This is a genomic window from Paenibacillus sp. NRS-1782 (genome assembly GCF_050467685.1).
Classification (GTDB): domain Bacteria; phylum Bacillota; class Bacilli; order Paenibacillales; family Paenibacillaceae; genus Paenibacillus; species Paenibacillus terrae_A.
In genome coordinates this window covers 133,783-151,569 of sequence record NZ_JBITPH010000018.1, presented here as the reverse complement: position 1 = coordinate 151,569, position 17,787 = coordinate 133,783, and the positions used below count along the sequence as shown (strand labels likewise).

At 43.2% G+C, this 17,787-nt stretch carries 22 protein-coding genes and 1 pseudogene; 12 read left to right on the top strand and 11 right to left on the bottom strand.

Annotated elements, in window-relative coordinates; genetic code table 11:
- The first annotated feature begins 227 nt into the window (after positions 1 to 227).
- From ACIFQM_RS07845 to ACIFQM_RS07820, 6 genes and pseudogenes are all read left to right on the top strand, one after another.
- Positions 228 to 872 carry a hypothetical protein gene (locus tag ACIFQM_RS07845; RefSeq protein ID WP_283653896.1) on the top strand — a complete coding sequence of 215 codons (645 nt, stop codon included), beginning with the start codon at positions 228 to 230 and terminating at the stop codon, positions 870 to 872.
- A gap of 239 nt (positions 873 to 1,111) precedes the next feature.
- Positions 1,112 to 1,705 carry a hypothetical protein gene (locus ACIFQM_RS07840; RefSeq protein ID WP_430065219.1) on the top strand — a complete coding sequence of 198 codons (594 nt, stop codon included), beginning with the start codon at positions 1,112 to 1,114 and terminating at the stop codon, positions 1,703 to 1,705.
- 199 nt (positions 1,706 to 1,904) lie between these two features.
- Positions 1,905 to 2,699, top strand: a complete 795-nt coding sequence (locus tag ACIFQM_RS07835; protein ID WP_430065217.1) for a hypothetical protein — start codon at positions 1,905 to 1,907, stop codon at positions 2,697 to 2,699.
- A gap of 80 nt (positions 2,700 to 2,779) precedes the next feature.
- Positions 2,780 to 3,064: a hypothetical protein gene (locus ACIFQM_RS07830; RefSeq protein WP_430044323.1), complete on the top strand. Its 285-nt coding sequence runs from the start codon at positions 2,780 to 2,782 to the stop codon at positions 3,062 to 3,064.
- A gap of 100 nt (positions 3,065 to 3,164) precedes the next feature.
- Positions 3,165 to 3,266: pseudogene (locus ACIFQM_RS07825) on the top strand (AraC family transcriptional regulator); the annotation flags it as partial.
- A gap of 320 nt (positions 3,267 to 3,586) precedes the next feature.
- Complete coding sequence (locus ACIFQM_RS07820; RefSeq protein ID WP_430044325.1) at positions 3,587 to 4,051, top strand: JAB domain-containing protein; 465 nt, start codon at positions 3,587 to 3,589, stop codon at positions 4,049 to 4,051.
- Positions 4,052 to 4,086: 35 nt separating this feature from the next.
- On the opposite strand, the gene ACIFQM_RS07815 is transcribed toward ACIFQM_RS07820, so the two are convergent.
- Positions 4,087 to 4,284: a hypothetical protein gene (locus ACIFQM_RS07815; protein WP_430044326.1), complete on the bottom strand. Its 198-nt coding sequence runs from the start codon at positions 4,282 to 4,284 to the stop codon at positions 4,087 to 4,089.
- Between the two features lie 316 nt (positions 4,285 to 4,600).
- Positions 4,601 to 5,383: a YheC/YheD family protein gene (locus tag ACIFQM_RS07810; RefSeq protein ID WP_430044328.1), complete on the bottom strand. Its 783-nt coding sequence runs from the start codon at positions 5,381 to 5,383 to the stop codon at positions 4,601 to 4,603.
- 153 nt (positions 5,384 to 5,536) lie between these two features.
- Here ACIFQM_RS07810 and ACIFQM_RS07805 point away from each other — a divergent pair, with 153 nt between their 5' ends.
- Together ACIFQM_RS07805 and ACIFQM_RS07800 are read left to right on the top strand one after the other, a co-directional pair.
- Positions 5,537 to 6,082, top strand: coding sequence for a glutathione peroxidase (locus ACIFQM_RS07805; protein ID WP_430044329.1), 546 nt, complete (start codon positions 5,537 to 5,539; stop codon positions 6,080 to 6,082).
- A 181-nt stretch (positions 6,083 to 6,263) separates the two neighbouring features.
- Entirely contained in the window at positions 6,264 to 6,800 is a 537-nt protein-coding gene (locus tag ACIFQM_RS07800) for a Crp/Fnr family transcriptional regulator (protein ID WP_342416027.1), read from the top strand.
- Here the strand turns inward: ACIFQM_RS07800 and ACIFQM_RS07795 are convergent.
- The 4 genes from ACIFQM_RS07795 to ACIFQM_RS07780 all read right to left on the bottom strand — a co-directional run bounded on the left by ACIFQM_RS07795 (position 6,733) and on the right by ACIFQM_RS07780 (position 9,444).
- Positions 6,733 to 7,254: a DinB family protein gene (locus ACIFQM_RS07795; RefSeq protein WP_430044331.1), complete on the bottom strand. Its 522-nt coding sequence runs from the start codon at positions 7,252 to 7,254 to the stop codon at positions 6,733 to 6,735. The two genes, ACIFQM_RS07800 and ACIFQM_RS07795, sit on opposite strands and share 68 nt — an antisense overlap.
- A 66-nt stretch (positions 7,255 to 7,320) precedes the next feature.
- Positions 7,321 to 8,265 carry a helix-turn-helix transcriptional regulator gene (locus tag ACIFQM_RS07790; protein WP_430044332.1) on the bottom strand — a complete coding sequence of 315 codons (945 nt, stop codon included), beginning with the start codon at positions 8,263 to 8,265 and terminating at the stop codon, positions 7,321 to 7,323.
- Positions 8,266 to 8,375: 110 nt separating this feature from the next.
- Positions 8,376 to 8,732, bottom strand: coding sequence for a nucleotide excision repair endonuclease (locus ACIFQM_RS07785; protein ID WP_430044334.1), 357 nt, complete (start codon positions 8,730 to 8,732; stop codon positions 8,376 to 8,378).
- Positions 8,733 to 8,802: 70 nt separating this feature from the next.
- Positions 8,803 to 9,444: a hypothetical protein gene (locus ACIFQM_RS07780; RefSeq protein ID WP_430044335.1), complete on the bottom strand. Its 642-nt coding sequence runs from the start codon at positions 9,442 to 9,444 to the stop codon at positions 8,803 to 8,805.
- A 193-nt stretch (positions 9,445 to 9,637) separates the two neighbouring features.
- Here ACIFQM_RS07780 and ACIFQM_RS07775 point away from each other — a divergent pair, with 193 nt between their 5' ends.
- Together ACIFQM_RS07775 and ACIFQM_RS07770 are read left to right on the top strand one after the other, a co-directional pair.
- Positions 9,638 to 10,840 (top strand): right-handed parallel beta-helix repeat-containing protein, encoded by a 1,203-nt coding sequence (locus tag ACIFQM_RS07775; protein WP_430044337.1) that lies wholly within the window; start codon positions 9,638 to 9,640, stop codon positions 10,838 to 10,840.
- 111 nt (positions 10,841 to 10,951) lie between these two features.
- Entirely contained in the window at positions 10,952 to 11,575 is a 624-nt protein-coding gene (locus tag ACIFQM_RS07770) for an acetate uptake transporter (RefSeq protein ID WP_137060860.1), read from the top strand.
- Between the two features lie 78 nt (positions 11,576 to 11,653).
- Here the strand turns inward: ACIFQM_RS07770 and ACIFQM_RS07765 are convergent, their stop codons facing one another.
- Positions 11,654 to 12,640, bottom strand: a complete 987-nt coding sequence (locus ACIFQM_RS07765; protein ID WP_430044338.1) for an aldo/keto reductase — start codon at positions 12,638 to 12,640, stop codon at positions 11,654 to 11,656.
- 248 nt (positions 12,641 to 12,888) lie between these two features.
- Between ACIFQM_RS07765 and ACIFQM_RS07760 the strand changes: the two genes are divergently transcribed.
- Positions 12,889 to 13,035, top strand: a complete 147-nt coding sequence (locus tag ACIFQM_RS07760; protein ID WP_430044341.1) for a hypothetical protein — start codon at positions 12,889 to 12,891, stop codon at positions 13,033 to 13,035.
- 262 nt (positions 13,036 to 13,297) lie between these two features.
- Here the strand turns inward: ACIFQM_RS07760 and ACIFQM_RS07755 are convergent, their stop codons facing one another.
- The 3 genes from ACIFQM_RS07755 to ACIFQM_RS07745 form a co-directional block, all read right to left on the bottom strand.
- Complete coding sequence (locus tag ACIFQM_RS07755; protein WP_430044343.1) at positions 13,298 to 13,927, bottom strand: YfbR-like 5'-deoxynucleotidase; 630 nt, start codon at positions 13,925 to 13,927, stop codon at positions 13,298 to 13,300.
- 228 nt (positions 13,928 to 14,155) lie between these two features.
- Entirely contained in the window at positions 14,156 to 15,130 is a 975-nt protein-coding gene (locus ACIFQM_RS07750; protein ID WP_430044345.1) for an aldo/keto reductase family protein, read from the bottom strand.
- A gap of 237 nt (positions 15,131 to 15,367) precedes the next feature.
- A complete protein-coding gene (locus tag ACIFQM_RS07745; RefSeq protein ID WP_430043080.1) occupies positions 15,368 to 16,327 on the bottom strand; it encodes a radical SAM protein in 960 nt (319 codons plus the stop codon).
- A gap of 366 nt (positions 16,328 to 16,693) precedes the next feature.
- On the opposite strand from ACIFQM_RS07745, the gene ACIFQM_RS07740 reads away from it, so the two are divergent.
- Complete coding sequence (locus ACIFQM_RS07740; protein ID WP_430043078.1) at positions 16,694 to 17,257, top strand: NAD(P)H-dependent oxidoreductase; 564 nt, start codon at positions 16,694 to 16,696, stop codon at positions 17,255 to 17,257.
- Between the two features lie 85 nt (positions 17,258 to 17,342).
- Here ACIFQM_RS07740 and ACIFQM_RS07735 read toward each other — a convergent pair whose 3' ends face one another.
- A complete protein-coding gene (locus ACIFQM_RS07735) occupies positions 17,343 to 17,702 on the bottom strand; it encodes a winged helix-turn-helix transcriptional regulator (protein WP_430043076.1) in 360 nt (119 codons plus the stop codon).
- Positions 17,703 to 17,787 lie beyond the last annotated feature (85 nt).

The window sequence follows — 17,787 nt, the reverse complement described above, 5'->3', positions numbered from 1 at the left end:
GAACAATTAAGATCAGTGGGAATAAGTAAAAAGCATCATTAAACCCTGCGGAACTGATGTGTTCTAAATAGTATAAAAGCCAGAACATAGACATGCTTGATATTAAAGCTATGGTGCCGCTTACGGAATACATGTATATCTCTCCTTTATGAAGTGTGATAAAACGTCCGCAAAACAGATGTTATTGTTATCATTATAATGTAAATATATGACCAGGAGGAAATCTTATGAAAAAATTCGCGATTATTCTTTCTGCTTTACTGCTTTTTGTTGTGGGTACACCTAACATTTACGCAGCACAAAATGATGCAGCAGTACCCCAACCGGATGTTGTTTCTGCGACTATTGTGGTTGATGGAGCCTATAAAACGGTTTCTTTGGATAACGGCGATGTAGTGTCCTTTTTGACAAAAGAAGATTATGATTCTTACGTAGCTGCCTCAAATGATAAGAATACCACAGTCCAGTTAGAAGCTGTCGACTCTGTAATACGGCCTTCCAGTACCCACATTGACAACACGTTTATTTCAGGTACTACAAGAGATCACCAATTTATCAATTATCATAAGAATACTCCTTACTGGGCCAAAGCAAGTAATTATACAGTTAATAGTGGGGAAACCTATACCGCTTCTACTACGCTAAAATACGACGATGTATCTTTTACTGTCGGAGTTTCGTACTTGTATTCAGTAGCAACGCAAATCCCGGCAGACCCGAGTAGATTTAGTAGACTAGGGGTTTCGGCTGACTTAACTCTTAAAAAGTATAGAGCCGTTCAGTATGATGATTACACTGGACAAAGAATAAGCTCATGGGATTTTGTCGCTACGAATGTTCGCAATACTTACCTTGCACCTGCTTACCAATAACAACTGAGTAGGGCCAGCAACTTTCTGATTTTTTAAAACAATGCTACTGAAAAACAGAAAAGTCACGAAGGACGTCTCTGGAATTGATCTGGAGCGTCCTTTTTAGTTCGTGAGATTCTGAATGTTCAACAGTTACACTTCCTATCCTATTCTTTCAATAATGGACGGGATTTGTCACGCCTATTGACTTTTCATATCAGGAAATGGGTTTACAAAATAATTAGAATGGATGTGTGGCTGTGAAATTCAAAGCAACAACTTGGGGGCTCATTATTTTGGCAGTAAGTGCTAGTGTATTAACTGTTGTTATTACAAATAGTGTGCTTGCTGATCACGATGCCCCTATTCCAAACGAAAGCGTTACTTACGATCCTGTTCCCCCTGCTGACGTACTAGACAGACTTTATCATCCTGATAAGATTTCTGCGAATATATCCACTACAGCGACCCAAGATGCAAGTACAACAACTACTGGTGACCATGTAGTAACTCCTCAGAGCGTGGGGAATTCTTTTAACTTTACTGTAGGGGGAAGTGCAACTGCATCAGGTAGCTTCGAGGTTGCTAAGGGTTTTGGGCATGTTAAATTGCGCATTAGGAACTATGTTAATGCCCCGGTTGATTTTACTGTACAGCACAACGATTCTGGTAAAGTGTATATTGACGGCAAGACAATCAGCAAAAACAGTGAAACAGTTTGGAGAAGTACTGATGCGGGAATTTCGGACGGTTTGCGTTCTGGACGATATACAATTCAGTTCCGAGGTGGTACAAACAAAGTTAATGTGGAAATTTGGGGCGTAGCCGGTTCATTGCCTTCGGACGCAAAATAATAACTGACCTAAACAAAGAAAGCTCTGGGCCTCAGGTCTGGAGACTTCTTTGCGTTGTTTCTTAGGGTTCACGTTGTAGTTTGAGAAAAGCTTAATCATATCAAATAATTCAAAAGAATGTATTTATGTAAAAAAAAAGATAGGGTGGAATATGAATGAAATTTTTAAGCTTTAATGGTAAAATAAAAAGACAATGTTATTGATTCCTTTGCTTGCAATGTCCGTATTTCCTGGTCTTACTGGCGCCGAGAGTGCTTCTAATGAAGAATTAGCCAAACAATCAATAAAAAACTATGTGGAAGCCGCAATATCCGGAGATGCTTCGGAAGCCGCAAAATGGGTGGTAGATACGAGATTTAATAGTGAACAGGAACAATTGAAAGAGTATAAGGAATCAGTAAGCAATAATCCATTTTCTGATGTCAGCATCAAAAATGTCGTTTCAGCTTCTGATGACAACTATACTGCTACGGTTGAATTAACTAGAAAAGATGATGGTTCAATAAATACAGTCACATACCCCATCATTAAAAAGGGCGATAGTTGGAAGGTACTGGTAGGCGGGCAAGAGACAAAAAGCAAAAAGGTTGAAAAATTAATTCAGTCTCAATCAGAAGAGAATAGTACCTCGTCTGTCAAACCTTTATCTACTGAGCTTACAAGTTATGGTAGTGATACACAATGGGTCAGTGCGGGTGCTTCTATTTATAGTGGTCAGTTTAACATGACTGAGGACAGAGTAGGTATTACGGGGTGGCAGCAAATTTCTGGAAGCATGTCAAAGTGTGCTGTTCGGTATAGTATTGTGAAAAAAAGTATTTTTGGTGATGATGCTTACGGGCAGGTATTCCAAACTGGTTTTAATACTTGGAATGGCGCGGCTTTTTATAATACGATATACACAGGTACTCAGTATTCTGGTGTGCACGTAAGAGCTACAAATGAGGAACTTGGTAATTCCGTGAAATTAAGAGGGCATGTATACGGAAATTAAAATTAGCTGCAAGGGGATCTGAAGACTAGGGAACAGTTCTTCAGGTCTTCTTGCTACTTTATGATCTATGGAGGTCACAAATGGTTTTACTAAAAGATAGTTCTACTAAAGAAGTCATTCGAGAGCAATATGAACAATTATGGAGTGAACTTTTAATTAGAGATGAAGAAAAAGCGGAACGGATTTTAAAAAAATTAGAATATGAGTTGCTGCCTACCCATAAGAAAATCCTAAGACCATTAAAAAAAATTCTGTCCCCATTTAAAACCCGTCTTATATGGATTCTTCTCCTTAGTGTGATTGCTTTCTTTCTTGTAGCTTACGTGTTATTTATATATGTATCTTTATGGATTGAAGATTATTAAAGACGTTTCTGGGAAACCAGAAGCGTCTTTTTTTAGCGTTACTCGCGCCTGGCGTCCGGATCGGTGAGCAGGGAAGAATGGGAAAGAGAAGTTCACGTTTTATGAGCATTCAGGCGGACCCGAGCTGGAGGTATATATGATGGGGGACTCGCGGGCTGAGGACTATCGCTGCGAAGTATGGATTCCGGTTATGAAAAAGTAAAACAATGAACCGATTGCCCACGGCAGTCGGTTCATTGCTGTAAATTATTGATTTTTGTGTTTCTCCCACTCTAATACCGATTTCAAAACCTGTAGAGCCATCTCCTGATCCAGCCCCCCAATAAAAGATTATTCACAAATACTGCTATATTATTATCTTTAGATGTTAAAATGCAGTAAATCAACATATATAGAGGGTTAATCCTTTGGGTTACCTCGGTTATTCTTAAATGAGGTAATGAACATGCCGAGGTCACAAAACGCTACGAAATAAAAATCCAAAAATTACATATTTATAAAGTATCAAAAGGAGATCGCAAAATGAATAAACCTAAGCGTGTACCTGCCAAACGTGTAGAAATCATAACTTTGCGTATAGTTCGGGAAAAAACTTCGTTACTTTATCCTAACCGAATTATCAGCTCACCTCAGGATGCAGTCGGATTATTCAGAAGATTTATCGGTGACTATGATCGTGAAGCCTTTTGCATTCTTTGTTTAAATACTAAAAATGAGCCCACTGCGCTACACCAAGTATCTTGTGGTACATTGAATACCTTATTGGTTCACCCCAGAGAAACTTACAAACTCGCCGTACTTGCAAACTCTGCATCTATCATTGCCTGTCATAATCATCCCTCAGGTACACCTGTTCCTAGCTCAGAAGATGTAAGCACAACACTCCGATTACGAGACGCAGGCCTTTTACTCGGCATCGAATTGCTGGATCATGTCATATTAGGAGACAAAACGTTCATTAGCATGAAGGAAGAGGGACTCATGTAGTTAACAGCAGTCCAGATTATATCAAAAGGCACCTTTTAAAAAAGCAGACTGTCTCCCAAGTGAGGATAGTCTGCTTCTATAATGATCTTCACCATTCTAATCATTTGTCTTTTCCATACCGGAATACTAACTCCTTCATTGACTTTATTGACCTCATCAAGAACTGAACCATCCATCTGGTTATATTCTTTTTCCGCAGCCTCATGTAAACGAATATCAAACAATTCTTTCATTCAGTTTAGGTAGTTCGACGGATATCTTTCCAAGATTTCGCGGATGCTGGGTCCCGATCAAGACTTTCTATACGTTCGACTAATATACGTTCTTCCTCTTGTTGCTCCAATTGAGTTAAACGATCATACAGTTGTTCAAAAATTTCCCTGTGGGGCCGAGTATTTTTGTAGAGCACCCGGATGGCACTTTTATTGAATATGTTGAACCGCGAGGCCAATGACCACACTATAAAACAAGACAAAATAACACATCAGCCTGAATTCGGCTCTTGATGAGGGCCTGATTCAGGCTGAAAAAATGGAGTATAACTTTATACTAATGTTTTTCAATCCGACGTTTGTTTCTCAAAATGTTGCGAATCATCTTATGATTGGGGAGCTGCTTGAACAACTTATGTCCGGGATGCGGATTGGCCTCAATAATCCAGATTTGACCATTCTTCTCAATAGCAAGATCAATACCCAGCTCGCGAAACGGATGATTTTTATCTATCGTGTTGGCAACCATTTTAGAAAGTTCGGTGATCTGATCCAGAGTCTCTTGCATTTTCGTTCTGTCATTTTTAAAGACCTTTAAAAGCACTTTGGACAAGGGTGCCGCATGTCCTCCTTTGCGGTAATTGGTCACAACCTTGGAGGGTGCTGCCACACGCCCGGTTATTCCTGAAATGATCCATTCCGATTCCGGCTTTTGCATATACACTCGAGCATCAAAAATCGAGCCTTTGTACTTCGCTAACCGAAGTCCTTGTTGTACCAAATAACGACGATGAGGCCTCCTGTGGATCCTGATTGCTCTTCTCACTGCGTGGGATCTGACAATTCTTCGACTGGAGCCGCAACGTATCTCATACCTCCTCCCTAGCTTTTTGGCCCGTATGATACCAGTCCCCCCGCTTCCATAATTAGGCTTAATGAAAACCGTCCGATATTCGTCCAGCATACGCAAAGTTCTTGCATTGCTAATCCACTGGGTCTCCGGCAGATAAGAACTTAAAACGGGATGTTGTCGCATTTCCTTATATTGAATCATCTTTCCAATGGGCACGAGTATCCCTCGATTCTGTTGGGTTTTTGCACGCATTACATGAATATGCATCCATATTCTATCTTGGTAACGGCGAATGCCACAGTTTGCTATAAAAGAGGCGAACCCCCTTCTACCTATAAAGGTCATTCGAATAATATATTAGACCAATAGACACTCTGGATATATGATGTATAAAAAAGTAATATGAGGAGGGACTTTAATATGTCTATTTATGATTTTCAAGCAACCTCAATTAACGGGAAGCCGATTAAACTGTCAGACTACAGCGGAAAAGTTCTCCTCATCGTAAACACAGCCAGCAAATGTAGCTTTTCCCGTCAATTCGCGGATCTACAGAAGCTCTATGAAAGTCGACGGGAACAGGGTTTTGAAATTCTCGCGTTTCCTTGTAACCAATTCAATGAAAAAGAGCCGGGTAGCAATTCGGAGGTTCAGGGAGTCTGCCAAATTAACCATGGAGTAACATTCCCGCTATTTGAGAAAACGGATGTAAGAGGTCCATCTCCTCATCCTTTATTTCAATATCTGACACAACAGGCACCTTTTCAAGGCTTCGATACCCAGACCAAGGACGGTCAATGGATGGAGGATTTCCTGCGGGATAAGTATCCGGAAATATACGCTGGTGACGGGATCAAGTGGAATTTCTCCAAGTTTCTGATCGATCGCGATGGTCATGTAAATGGAAGATTTGAATCAACAACGGAGCCCTTTGAAATAGATTCTGTCATCGAATCACTGTTGTAGGGTTTCTGTTTATTCCTTTGAATTCGTTTAGAAAAAAGAGGAATCTCTTAAACAAAGCCATAGCACTTCACGCTGATTTTGGCATTTTACCCGTCAGCTTGCCAAGAAGAAGCAAACAAATTACGATCCAGGCGGGTTCATCTAAAAACCGAAATACATGAAATGGAGGCTGTTCACGTTCATGATATTACACAAAGGGGAGACCCTATTTCGACAAGGAGAATCCGGCCCTCTGTATCTATTAAAGAGTGGCTTGTTAAAAATCATTCGAGTCCATGAGGACGGCTCACAAATTTTAGTCAACGTTATTGTGCCCGATGAAATTATCCCGCACCACTCCCTGATCAGTCCCAATCCTTATTATGGTACAGCGGTGGCACTGGTAACCTCTGAGGTTGAGGTTCTGTCGCAAAAAGAATGGTATCAGGCGCTGGAGCAGGACCCGGCTCAATGTCGGGCTATCGCTTTGCAGCTACAGGACAAGTTGCGCATGATGCAGCAACGAATTGACCAGCTCACCGAGGTGTCACCTGCCGAGAAGCTTCGGAAGCTTCAACGCTGGTTCCACTCCTATATCGCCCCCGCCACGTTAACGGACGTGCTGACACAGGAGGAAATTGGTCAGTTCATCGGGCTGCGCCGGGAGACGATCAATCGGCTATTGCGTGCTTCAAGCGCTCCTTCTGCAAAAGATGATGACGATAATGCATCTCGATGAGCGCAAACCACTCTCCAGCATTCAATGCACCGAATCTGGGATGATTGACGGTAGACGGCCCTGTTGATTTCCCAACGGTCGGCTCAATCTCTCTCATTTTGTGGATCACAACGTTTAATCCCTCCACAATTTCTTCTTTGCTTGTGGGTTGCGGGGGAGTGTACTGCGGGGATGGTGGGACTTGGATACGTATTGGCGGAAAGCCTCCCAGATTAAAAATGGCCGTGCCTGCCTCCGTTTTAGTCCCCATCTCTCCATCAGGCTGTAGACAAAGGTCAATGTTCTTAAGATGCATATAAAGAGCAGAGTTCACCAAATGAAGGTACATTTGTCCAAGCGACCATTCGCCTTCCTGTGGTGTGTACTGCAATTGCTCCAAGCTAAAGTGGTCCAATTCAAGAAGATAGTGTTGTACCGTTTGTTCAAAGCGCTGCAATGTTTCAGTTGTATTCATATACTATGAACTGCCCCTCTCCTTCAAGTAGCTTTACTATACACAAATGCTACTGACAGCCTTATGTCAGTAGCATTTCAACATTTTTTCGACTTCTGTTCGTACCCGATCCCGGAGCGATTCAGGCTCCAGCACGACCATATCTGCACCCCACCCTAGTATCCATTGCAATAGCTCCTCCGGCTGTCTGACACGGAAGAGTACATGCAGTCCATCCCGATGCTCCTCTACAGCCTCCATGTAAAAATTGTTCGCTTCCTTCACTTTATCAGCAATCTCAGGACGGGCTAGTATGCGAACGTATATATGGCGATCATCTGCTTGCTTGTAATCCTGCAATTTAAAATCGGCGGGGAACTGAAAGCCGTCCTCCAGCACGATAAGCTCGTCCATCCGAGACAAACGGAAATGGCGGAGCTGTTGCCGCAATTCGCATTGTCCAATTAACACCCACGAACCACGAATCAGTACAAGACCATAGGGGGCGACCACACACACACTTTGACGATTCCCGTCAGCCTCTGGCAATCTTTTGGAGTAGCCGAATCGTATCTTCCGTTGTTCCAATATAGCGAGACGCAGCGTTTCCAAATAGGTTTTCTCTCTACGGTTTGCCCCTTCACCTACCGCGAGCAGCCTGATGGTCGTACGCACCCGGGAAACTTCCCTGCGAACGCTCTCTGGTAAAATGGCTTCAATTTTCCTTCGGGAAGCCTGCGCCTTGGTTCCGTAATTTGCATCAAATTTTTGTTCGACAAAATCCGTCCCGATTAGCAATGCCACAGCCTCTTCTACGGTAAAACTCACTGGGGGCAGGAAATACCCCTCCATCAAGGAATATCCAATGCCCGGCGCTCCTACAATCGGTACGCCCGATTCGCTTAGAGCCTGAATATCCCGATAGATGGTTCTTACACTCGTTTCGAATATAGCCGCCAAATCCTCGGCTCGTAAAATATCCTTACGCTGCAACTCTAGCAAGATCGCTAGCAGACGGTCTGTTTTATTCATACCACGTCACCCTCACTGAAAGGATCTCAATACAGTAATACAAAAGAGCAATAAGGGCAGTACAATCACTGCGACTTATTGCTCTTTATGTTCACACGGAAGTTGCTTTATTACTTAAAAAACACTTTTTCGACGTTATATTTAGCCTTCTGTGCATTGATGATGTAGGTTTCATAGATTTCTCGCTCTACCGCATCCTCTACAATACAAACCTCAATAATCGCCATTTCGTTGCGATTGTCCTTAATCGGCGATACAGTGTCTTCAAAATGCTTTTTGATTCTCTGTCTCAGCTTTCTTGCCTTACCAACGAACAACAATTCCTCCTGCGCGTTGTAGAACATAAAAATACCGCTCTTATCTCTGGGAATCAGGTGGAAATCCGTAAATCCGTAAATATGGCTCAGTTCAGGGTTAGCCTGTTTGGTAATCGTGATGTCCGGGGTTGGAATCGTTATGTTTATCACTATGTCACTTCCTCATTCTATATAGGTGTAAATACTATCACAAATCCCGACGTAACACCATTCAAGATCATCAGAGAGCGTCCCCCGGGACAGGCTTCGTCGGTTTCGCCGCCATTCTTTCCAGTACCCAGACAAGAACCCCCACTGCAAGGCTGGCGATGACCGCCATGATCGCGGATCCGCCAGCATGTAGCAGCAACACGGGAACCCAAAGCAATCCCAGCAAACGATGCACGGTCCGCATCCACTTGTTACGCACTTTGTTAATGAAGAAGCCATACCCGGCGATTGCCAGCAGAATGGCAAAGCCCGCAAGCCCGGTGTAGGTTTTGTGATCTTGAAGCTTGGTAATCAGGAAATAGATACCGTGAACAGCAATCAGGATCAAGGTCGCCCAACCCAGCAGCTTATGCAGGGAATGTAACAACTTCCCGGCTTTTCTGACCCATATCGATGGAGATCTTAGCTTCTTCTTAAACCAGAACCAAGAAAAAACGGCCGCGCCAAGGAATACGGAGATCGTACCCAAAGTCTTGAATATTTCCCCGTTGCCCCCGCCTCCTTCTCCACCGGGACGTCCTCCCACAGGCCCTGTAGGCAGGTTACTTACGCCGCTGGAAACCGAAGACATGTGGTAATAGTAGATTACGAGCAGAGCTGCTGCCGTCACTGCGATTATTGCTGGAATCCAAACGGTCTTTTTCGTTTTCATTCGTTATGTGTCCTCCCCAGAAAAATTGCCTTGATTGTACCCGGTCAAGCTGAAAATAAAATTAAAGCAAGCTGAAAGTTAGTGGCTCTGTAATTTTATTGTAGTAAAGACTTGAAATAAAACCCATTTTAACCGATATATTAAAGGTGGTTATGTAATTGTTTCAACAATCTTGTTAGGAGGAGTGTTTACAATGTCTAGGATTTTTAATCGCAAGGGCAGGCTCAGCTTGTTGCTGGTAGCTGTCGTTGCACTCGTTATTCAAGGCTCTATAGGAGGAAACCTGCATATGGCCCAGGCAGCCGACAACGTGATTAATGCCAAGAATTTTGGTGTTAAACCCAATTCGAAATCCTCACAATCCAGGGAAATTCAAAATGCATTGAAGTATTTTTATGATCGTGGTACAGAGGGAACGGTCTATTTCCCAAAAGGCACGTACATGGTTGACGAATCGATTCGTTTATACGCCGGAGTTAGTCTGAACGGTGACGGAATGGGCAAAACGATTTTCAAAAAAACAGGGTCTAAAAACCAATACGTGATTGGGAATCCGATTCTACGAAACAATTCTGACCGACTAGACGTGAAGCTGTCGAATCTCACCATTGATGCAGACCGTGCGAATCGTGAAGCCCGTGACGAAAGTCAGGTAGGCGGTATGATTATAGATGTAGCCGTCTCGCACCTCACGCTGGATCAAGTAGAGATTCGTGACACAACCATCGGAGCTTTACTTCGCAGAACCAGAGATTCAGAGATTACCAACAGCCGCTTTGACCGGAATAATGGACATGCCATTGCCACCGGACATGAAAGCTATCCGGCAGGCGAGTTTCGTAACGTCAAAATTACGAATAACCAAATTACCAATTCGGGCGGCGGCAGTGGAATCAATCTGTCACGCGCAACCTACACGACGGTCACCGGAAACCAAATTATTAACAAGACCCATCAATCTGACGGCTACGCAGGCATTCGCATCCCTAATAATGGTGCCCATAACACCGTCAACAATAATGTAATTGAAAATTATCCTCGGGGAATCTTTGTACTGACTGGAGCAACAGATAATATTGTATACAAAAATACGATAAAAAATCCATCCCTGCAAGGTCTGCTGGTTCAATCGGACGGCAATACTTTTACAGACAATGAGTTTTTTCAAACCAATTCTTCACTTAATCCTGACACAATCATTCGCCTTGCTAACGCAAACAACAACAAAATTATGGGTAACGAAATGACCACGTACTCCGGATTTTCCAACATAGGAATACGTGTCACTGATTCCAGCTCCAATGAAATTAGGGACAACATCACAGATACTTCAGGCAAATCAGTCAGTATTGAGGGTGGGAGCAATAATGTGAATACAGGCAACCGCAATCGGTAGCAGAATTATGTACTATGCTAGTTCCTCTGTTTCCGTTACAATATGTCAGTGTGATTCTGGCATCGGCAGATTGACGCGTATTTGAACATTATTGGAGGCTTCTATTTTTTTATGCAAAACGAATCTCATTCTAACGTAAAAATCGTAACGGCCGATCCGAGCGCGATCGGTCTGTTTGGCTTGGCTATTGTAACGCTTGTCGCTTCATCCCAAAAGCTCGGTCTCACCGAGGGCTTGAGCTTCATCATCCCTTGGGCTATCTTCCTTGGTGCCTTTGCGCAGTTATTTGCCTGCATTCAGGATGCAAAGCATAACAACACCTTTGGCATGACGGCTTTTGGCGCTTACGCCTTCTTCTGGTTAGCCGTAGCTAGTAGCTGGATGATCAAAATGGGTGTATTCGGCCCTGAGCTGGCGTCTGCTGTAGACGGTAAGCAGCTCGGCTTTGCCTTTGCCGGCTATCTCATCTTCACGCTATTCATGACCATTGGAGCGATGGAGACGCATAAGGTCCTATTCTTTATCTTTGTCTTGATTGATTTTCTGTTCCTCGGTCTTAGCTTTGATGCATTCGGCGTTGCTCCAGAGATTTTCCATACCATAGCCGCTTATGCTGAAATGGGTATTGGTCTACTCTCGCTGTACGGTACAGGAGCCGCTGTTCTGAATGCACATTTTGGCCGTACATTCCTGCCTGTAGGACGTCCTTTCGGTATTTTCAAACCTCGACCTTAGCTGTATATGTATGTCCCGCAAAGCCGCCTTCCGCGCCGATCCGCGTTAAGGACGGCTTTTTGGGTTATAAAGCTGGAATTATTCGGCTTGCCAATTCGGCATCCGCTCTGCCGCATAACGAAGGCCGGCTGCCATTCCTTTGGGAATGATCTCGTTAATATTTTCCATTTCATCCGTAGATAAAGCGATATCGACTGCCCCCGCATTTTCCTCTAAATAAGTAACCCGCTTGGTGCCTGGAATCGGTACAATTCCCTCTTGCGCAAGCAGCCATGCCAAGGCCAGTTGAGCAGGCTTGACCCCTTTTTGAGCAGCGAGGTCCTTAATATGCTGTACGAGATCGAGATTTTTCTGGAAATTCTCAGGCTGAAAGCGTGGCACGGTACGACGGAAATCGTCTTCTGCAAAATCATCAAACTTCTGAATTTGCCCGCTCAAAAAACCGCGTCCCAGCGGACTGTATGCTACAAACTCAATTCCCAGCTCCTTGCAAGCGGGTATAACCTCATCCTCCGCTTCCCGGCTCCATAAGGAATATTCCGTTTGCAGGGCTGTGATCGGGTGAACCTTGTGGGCGCGTCGAATGAGCGCAGGAGAAGCCTCGGACAGTCCCAAATAGCGGACTTTACCCGCCTGAACCAGGTCACTCATCGCGCCGACCGTTTCCTCGATAGGTACATTCGGATCGACACGGTGCTGGTAGTACAAATCAATGACATCTACACCCAGCCTTTGAAGACTGCGGTCACACGCTTCCTTCACATATTCAGGACGGCCGTTTACACCCAAGAATCCCCCATCCTCTCCGCGCATAATGGAGAACTTGGTAGCCAATACCACCTCATCCCGGTGGCTCCGCAGGACTTGACTGATCAATTTTTCATTTTCTCCCACACCATAGACATCTGCTGTATCCCAGAAGTTGATCCCCAGTTCCAACGCACGATGAAGCGTTTTGATCGACTCCTGATCATTCAACTCGCCATAATATTCGGACATTCCCATGCAGCCCAGACCCAGTGCAGATACTTGAAGGTCACTTTTACCCAGTTGTTTCTTTTTCAATTCCCATCAACTCCTATATTGAAAGAATAGTCATCGGCCTTTCTAATCACCATCACGTTACATCCAGTATGTTACTACTTAAAGTTAACTTTAAGTCAAGCATTGTCTCAGTACACGCTATATCAAATATTTTTAGAAAAATTTGATTTCCAGGTTGTAAGAGACGGCTGTAAATTTCCTATATATATGAGAAACGAATTATCGCGCGAGATTCGGTTTCAAAATACTTCATCAGGAGGTTGCCCATAATGCCAACAAACTACTCTTATACCAAAACGTCCGATGGTTTTCATGTGATCATTACGCCAGCTTCGAATATTCAAAATAAAAATATTAGAAGCCGGATCACACAGCAAACCGACTATGGGATTAATGGGGACCTCGATTACGTATAAGTCTATTATTAGCGGCGGCAGCCTGTCGCTGAAGATGGAGGAAAAAGAATGGCCTGGGCTTCAAAGTCGTGAATAATATTTGGCAGGTCTACCTGGTTGTTCACGAAAAGGCGACTCTGAAACAGCTTCGCAATTATTTTTTCGGAATAAATAACATTCTCCAAACCATATAGAGCAATAAGGGCAGTTCAATCAACTGCCACTTATTGCTCTTTATTTTTATGTATGAACAGAAGCGCTTCTGGACGGTAAGAAAATTCATTTACAGAGCTAAGGCTTCTTCCGTAATCTTTTTAATATCAATGGATGAAGGCGTTTCTTCCTTAACCATATCCGGCAAAATATGTTCCAGAAAATAATCAACACATTTTAATTGGATATTTTTGATTTTAACGAGCGCATTACGATACATGACTATAAATTCTTTTTCAGTATTTCCCCGCTGTAGTTCGGCAAATGCTTCGTACACCTGATCCATCTTGTCAGCAACTTCAAGGATCAAGCCTTCTACTGAATTGTCTTTGCCTTCTCGGAGCTGTTTGCGGAAAATGGCTTTGAAATCCTCCGGTATGTTCTCTTCAATAAAATACTCAATCATGCCTTCTTCGACCTGCTGGATTAATAACCGGAGTTCCTTGGAGGAATGCTTAACAGGCGTTTTGATATCTCCAATAAAAATCTCCCCATAATCGTGACTACTTGTGATCTCATAAAGCTTTTTCCAGTCAATGCTCACGCCGTTTCGCTCTTCAATATCAGCCAGCGTTTTGGCATACTGTACCACTTTCCATGAATGAGCAGATACGCTGTGTTCTTCAAATTTAAACTTGCCTGGACAGCGGATGATCCTTTCCAACTCGTTTAGTGATCGAAAATACGTATGAATCCCCATACTTGCATCCATCCTTTAATTTATATGATATTTGTGGATATAGCTCCTACTATAGGGCTCAACTATTAACAGCAGATTAGCGCAGTATAAAGTGGACTTACACATATAGCACGCAAACCAATTTTGCTATACACTTTATATAAAAAAGCCTCGCACTTCCTGTCTGTGACAGAGAAGCGTGAGGCTTTATGTGTGGGAATATTCCATTTTCAAGAACAGTATACATGCTTAACGCAAAGGCTCAAATCCTTCTACTTGCTTCAGAATCCGCTCAATTCCATCACATTGCTCCTGTTGAAGCGTCACCTCGACTGCTCTTACATTCTCTTCGATCTGTGCCGGCTTCGTGGCCCCAATGAGTGCAGCGCTGACACCCGGATCTCTAAGTATCCAGGCAAGAGCAAGCTGTGACAGACTGATGCCTAGATCCTTCGCCAGGCTATCCAGTTCCTGTACACAGTTAAGAACAGCATCGTTCATATAACTGTTGATGACATGATTGACGGAGGCATCAGCTCCGCGGCTGCCCGTCGGTAAAGGTTGCCCCGGTTTGTATTTACCCGTGAGGATACCTTGGGCCAGCGGCGAAAATACAATTTGGCCGATACCTACCTGCCCGGATACAGGTAGTACCTCACGCTCGATATAACGCTCGAACATATTATAGATCGGCTGGTTGGCAATCAACGGGCGCAGGTTCAGCCTTTTTCCAATGCCATAGGCATCTGTGAGCTGTGCGGCGCTCCATTCGCTTACCGCAGCATACAGGATCTTGCCTTGAGCCTGAAGGTCATCGAGAGCCCGCAGCGTCTCTTCCAAAGGAGTGTCCTGATCGTAACGGTGACAGAAGTAAATGTCGATATAATCCGTGCCAAGACGCTTAAGACTAGCCTCGCATTGCTCCATAATGTGCTTGCGGGACAGTCCCCTGTCATTGGGACCGGAATCCATAGGAAAGTAAACCTTCGTAGATAACACGTAGCTTTCTCTTCGATAAGGCTTCAAAGCCGCTCCCATAGCCTTTTCGCCCTCACCCTGATTATACGCATTGGCGGTATCAAAGAAATTGATCCCAAGTTCAAAGGCTTTGGCAATACAGGTATGAGCTGCTTCCTGTTCAGCGGCTGTACCATACGTCAACCAACTGCCCAGACCGATTTCACTGATTTTAAGACCACTGTTGCCTACATTTCTATACTTCATATCTGTTCCTTCTTTCGTAAGAGGATAGCCTTCTTATATTCTAGCATGTAAACCCTTTCACGAAAACGAATTCCATAGGAATCAGATAGTTGCCTCATTTCACTTTTCCGCATTGTAATGCTGATAAAACTGTGATCAAATATATAATAAAAAATAGCAAGGATGCTGTAACATCCCTGCTATTTAGCAATAGCCGCTTTTAAGGGCAATCACTCCGTTATTTACATCTTTACCCTCTCAGATCCCGTTCGGAAAAAGCGCATCGTATGCAGGACAAGGCAATTTGTCGAGAAACTCCTCTAGTGCCTTGGGTTTATGGGTATAAATATTTTTTAAGGAAGTTCCGTTGTAAATGTTGCCAATGACCACAGGATGGCACAGCTCACAGATCAGAATATCGCCATTCCCGTGAAGGTGGAGCTGCTTTTTACCATCTACGCAGTTTGAAAAATAAACACCCGGCTGCTCCTTGAAGCCCAGTGCTTCTGCAAAACGATCCATACAAGTGAAATACAGCACGGTATCGTCCTTTTTATGTGCGATCAAGTCATGAACGGAACGAACAAGTGCCTCCTTGGTGGAGATAGCGTTCCAGTTGGTATGATCCATCACGATGCTATTTTGGATTTCATGGATGCGTACACCGAGTTCATATACTTTTTCACTGATCGTTGGCATGTTGTTCTGCGTCTCGGCAAATAGCAAGGTCTCCAGCACCGTTTCCAGCTTGGCTTCGGTACATAATCGAATATTCTGCGCAATTTTCTCATACATGCGAGGATGAACATGATAATATGCCGCATATTTCTCGGGGTCCGTGAAGTTGAAGGAGATATGGATGTTGGAAAGCCCCGCATCACGCAGCCTCTCAATCCGTTCAGGACTGAGCAAGCTCGCATTAGTGTTAAGCTGGGTAGCGATTCCCTTGCTCGAACAATGAGCCACAATGTCCAGACAATCCTGATACTTCAAGGTCACTTCTCCCCCTGACAGCCGGACGCGCTTTAAGGTGGGGATTTCATCGATGATGCGTATCACTTCTTTACTGCTGATGCATTGTCCATCATTCCGCTGGTATGCACAGCAATAATCGCATTTAAAATTACAATTGGAGGTGACCCCAACTTCCAGCCCCTCCAACTCGTAGATACCCGGCCTTTCCAGTTCAAGCGCTTTATATTTGTTCTCTATACTCACTTTCTCATGATCCTCCCGATCTCAGGCTTGTGTCTTGAATTCCCTTGAGATTATACAGAATGGGAGCGGTTTGGAGATATGACATTGGTAACGGTCACTCTAAATGAATGGTATGGAATACACGCATATAACCGAGAAGACATGGCTTTATCCGGTCATGTATTTTACTCGCATTATGCCTATAACAACCCATACCAACCGCCTAGCAAAGATAATAGTATTCTATAAATCTGTAGGCTAAAAAATATACAAAACTGAATTGACACTAACCTTTATGTAAGTACCTGTACTAAAAGTGCATACTTACTTATTTGCAGTGCGTACTCTATACTCTAGAAGTAAATCATATTCAAGGAGGGAAAATCTTTGAAAACTCTCATTATTGTATCGCACCCAAATATAGAAAATTCCGTGATTAATAAGCGATGGGTAGAAGAACTCAAAAAATATCCTGAAAAGTATACTGTACACGAATTGTATAAAATTTACCCTGACGGAAACATTGATGTGGAAAAAGAACAGCAATTAATTGAATCACATCGTAATCTTGTTTTACAGTTCCCGTTCTATTGGTTTAATTGTCCGCCACTTCTTAAAAAGTGGCTTGACGATGTTTTTACTTATGGTTGGGCATATGGCTCAAATGGAGGGGATAAATTAAAGAATCGTAAAGTCGGCTTAGCTGTATCTGCCGGAATCAAAAAAGAAGATTACAGCGAAGAGGGAAGATACCACTATACGCTTGAACATTTATTATCTCCTTTTGAAACTACATTGCTATACTGCAATGCGGATTATCGTTCGTTTTTTGCGTTTTATGGTATAGAAAGCGAACCTGGTGAAAATGAGCCTGGCAAAGAAAATGAGCTGGTTACACTTCATTTGGAAAAAAGCGCGAAAGATTATTTAAATTTTGTGGACAACCTGTAATAGGTAGCTTTAATTAAAGCTACAAAAAAGAAGTATTTCCTTGTTTAGGAGATACTTTTTTTTGAATTAGACTAAATAGCTATGCTTACCGCTGTATAGCCTCCAGAGCTGGCGAACTGTTATTCTCTCCCCACTCGCACATCATATTTAACAATGGAATGAGAGAAAGACCACGTTCAGATAATGAATATTCAACTTTTGGAGGGACTTGGGGAAATTCCTTGCGTATGATCAGGCCATCTGCCTCCAGTTCTTTTAACATGATACTTAGCGTTTTAAAGGAAATGGTACCGATCCTTCGCTTCAGCTCATTATGCCGCATAACCTTATTTTCAGCTAAACAATACAAAATGATCATTTTATATTTACCGCCTATTAAGGACAACGTATATCCGAACCCAGTATCTTTTAGCATCACACCAGTAGGAACACAACTTTCACTCATAAGTTACACTCTCCTTTGGGTGGGTATAAGACATACATATGCATACTTTGTATTTTACAGTGTTACTGAAAGGAGGTAAAGTAGC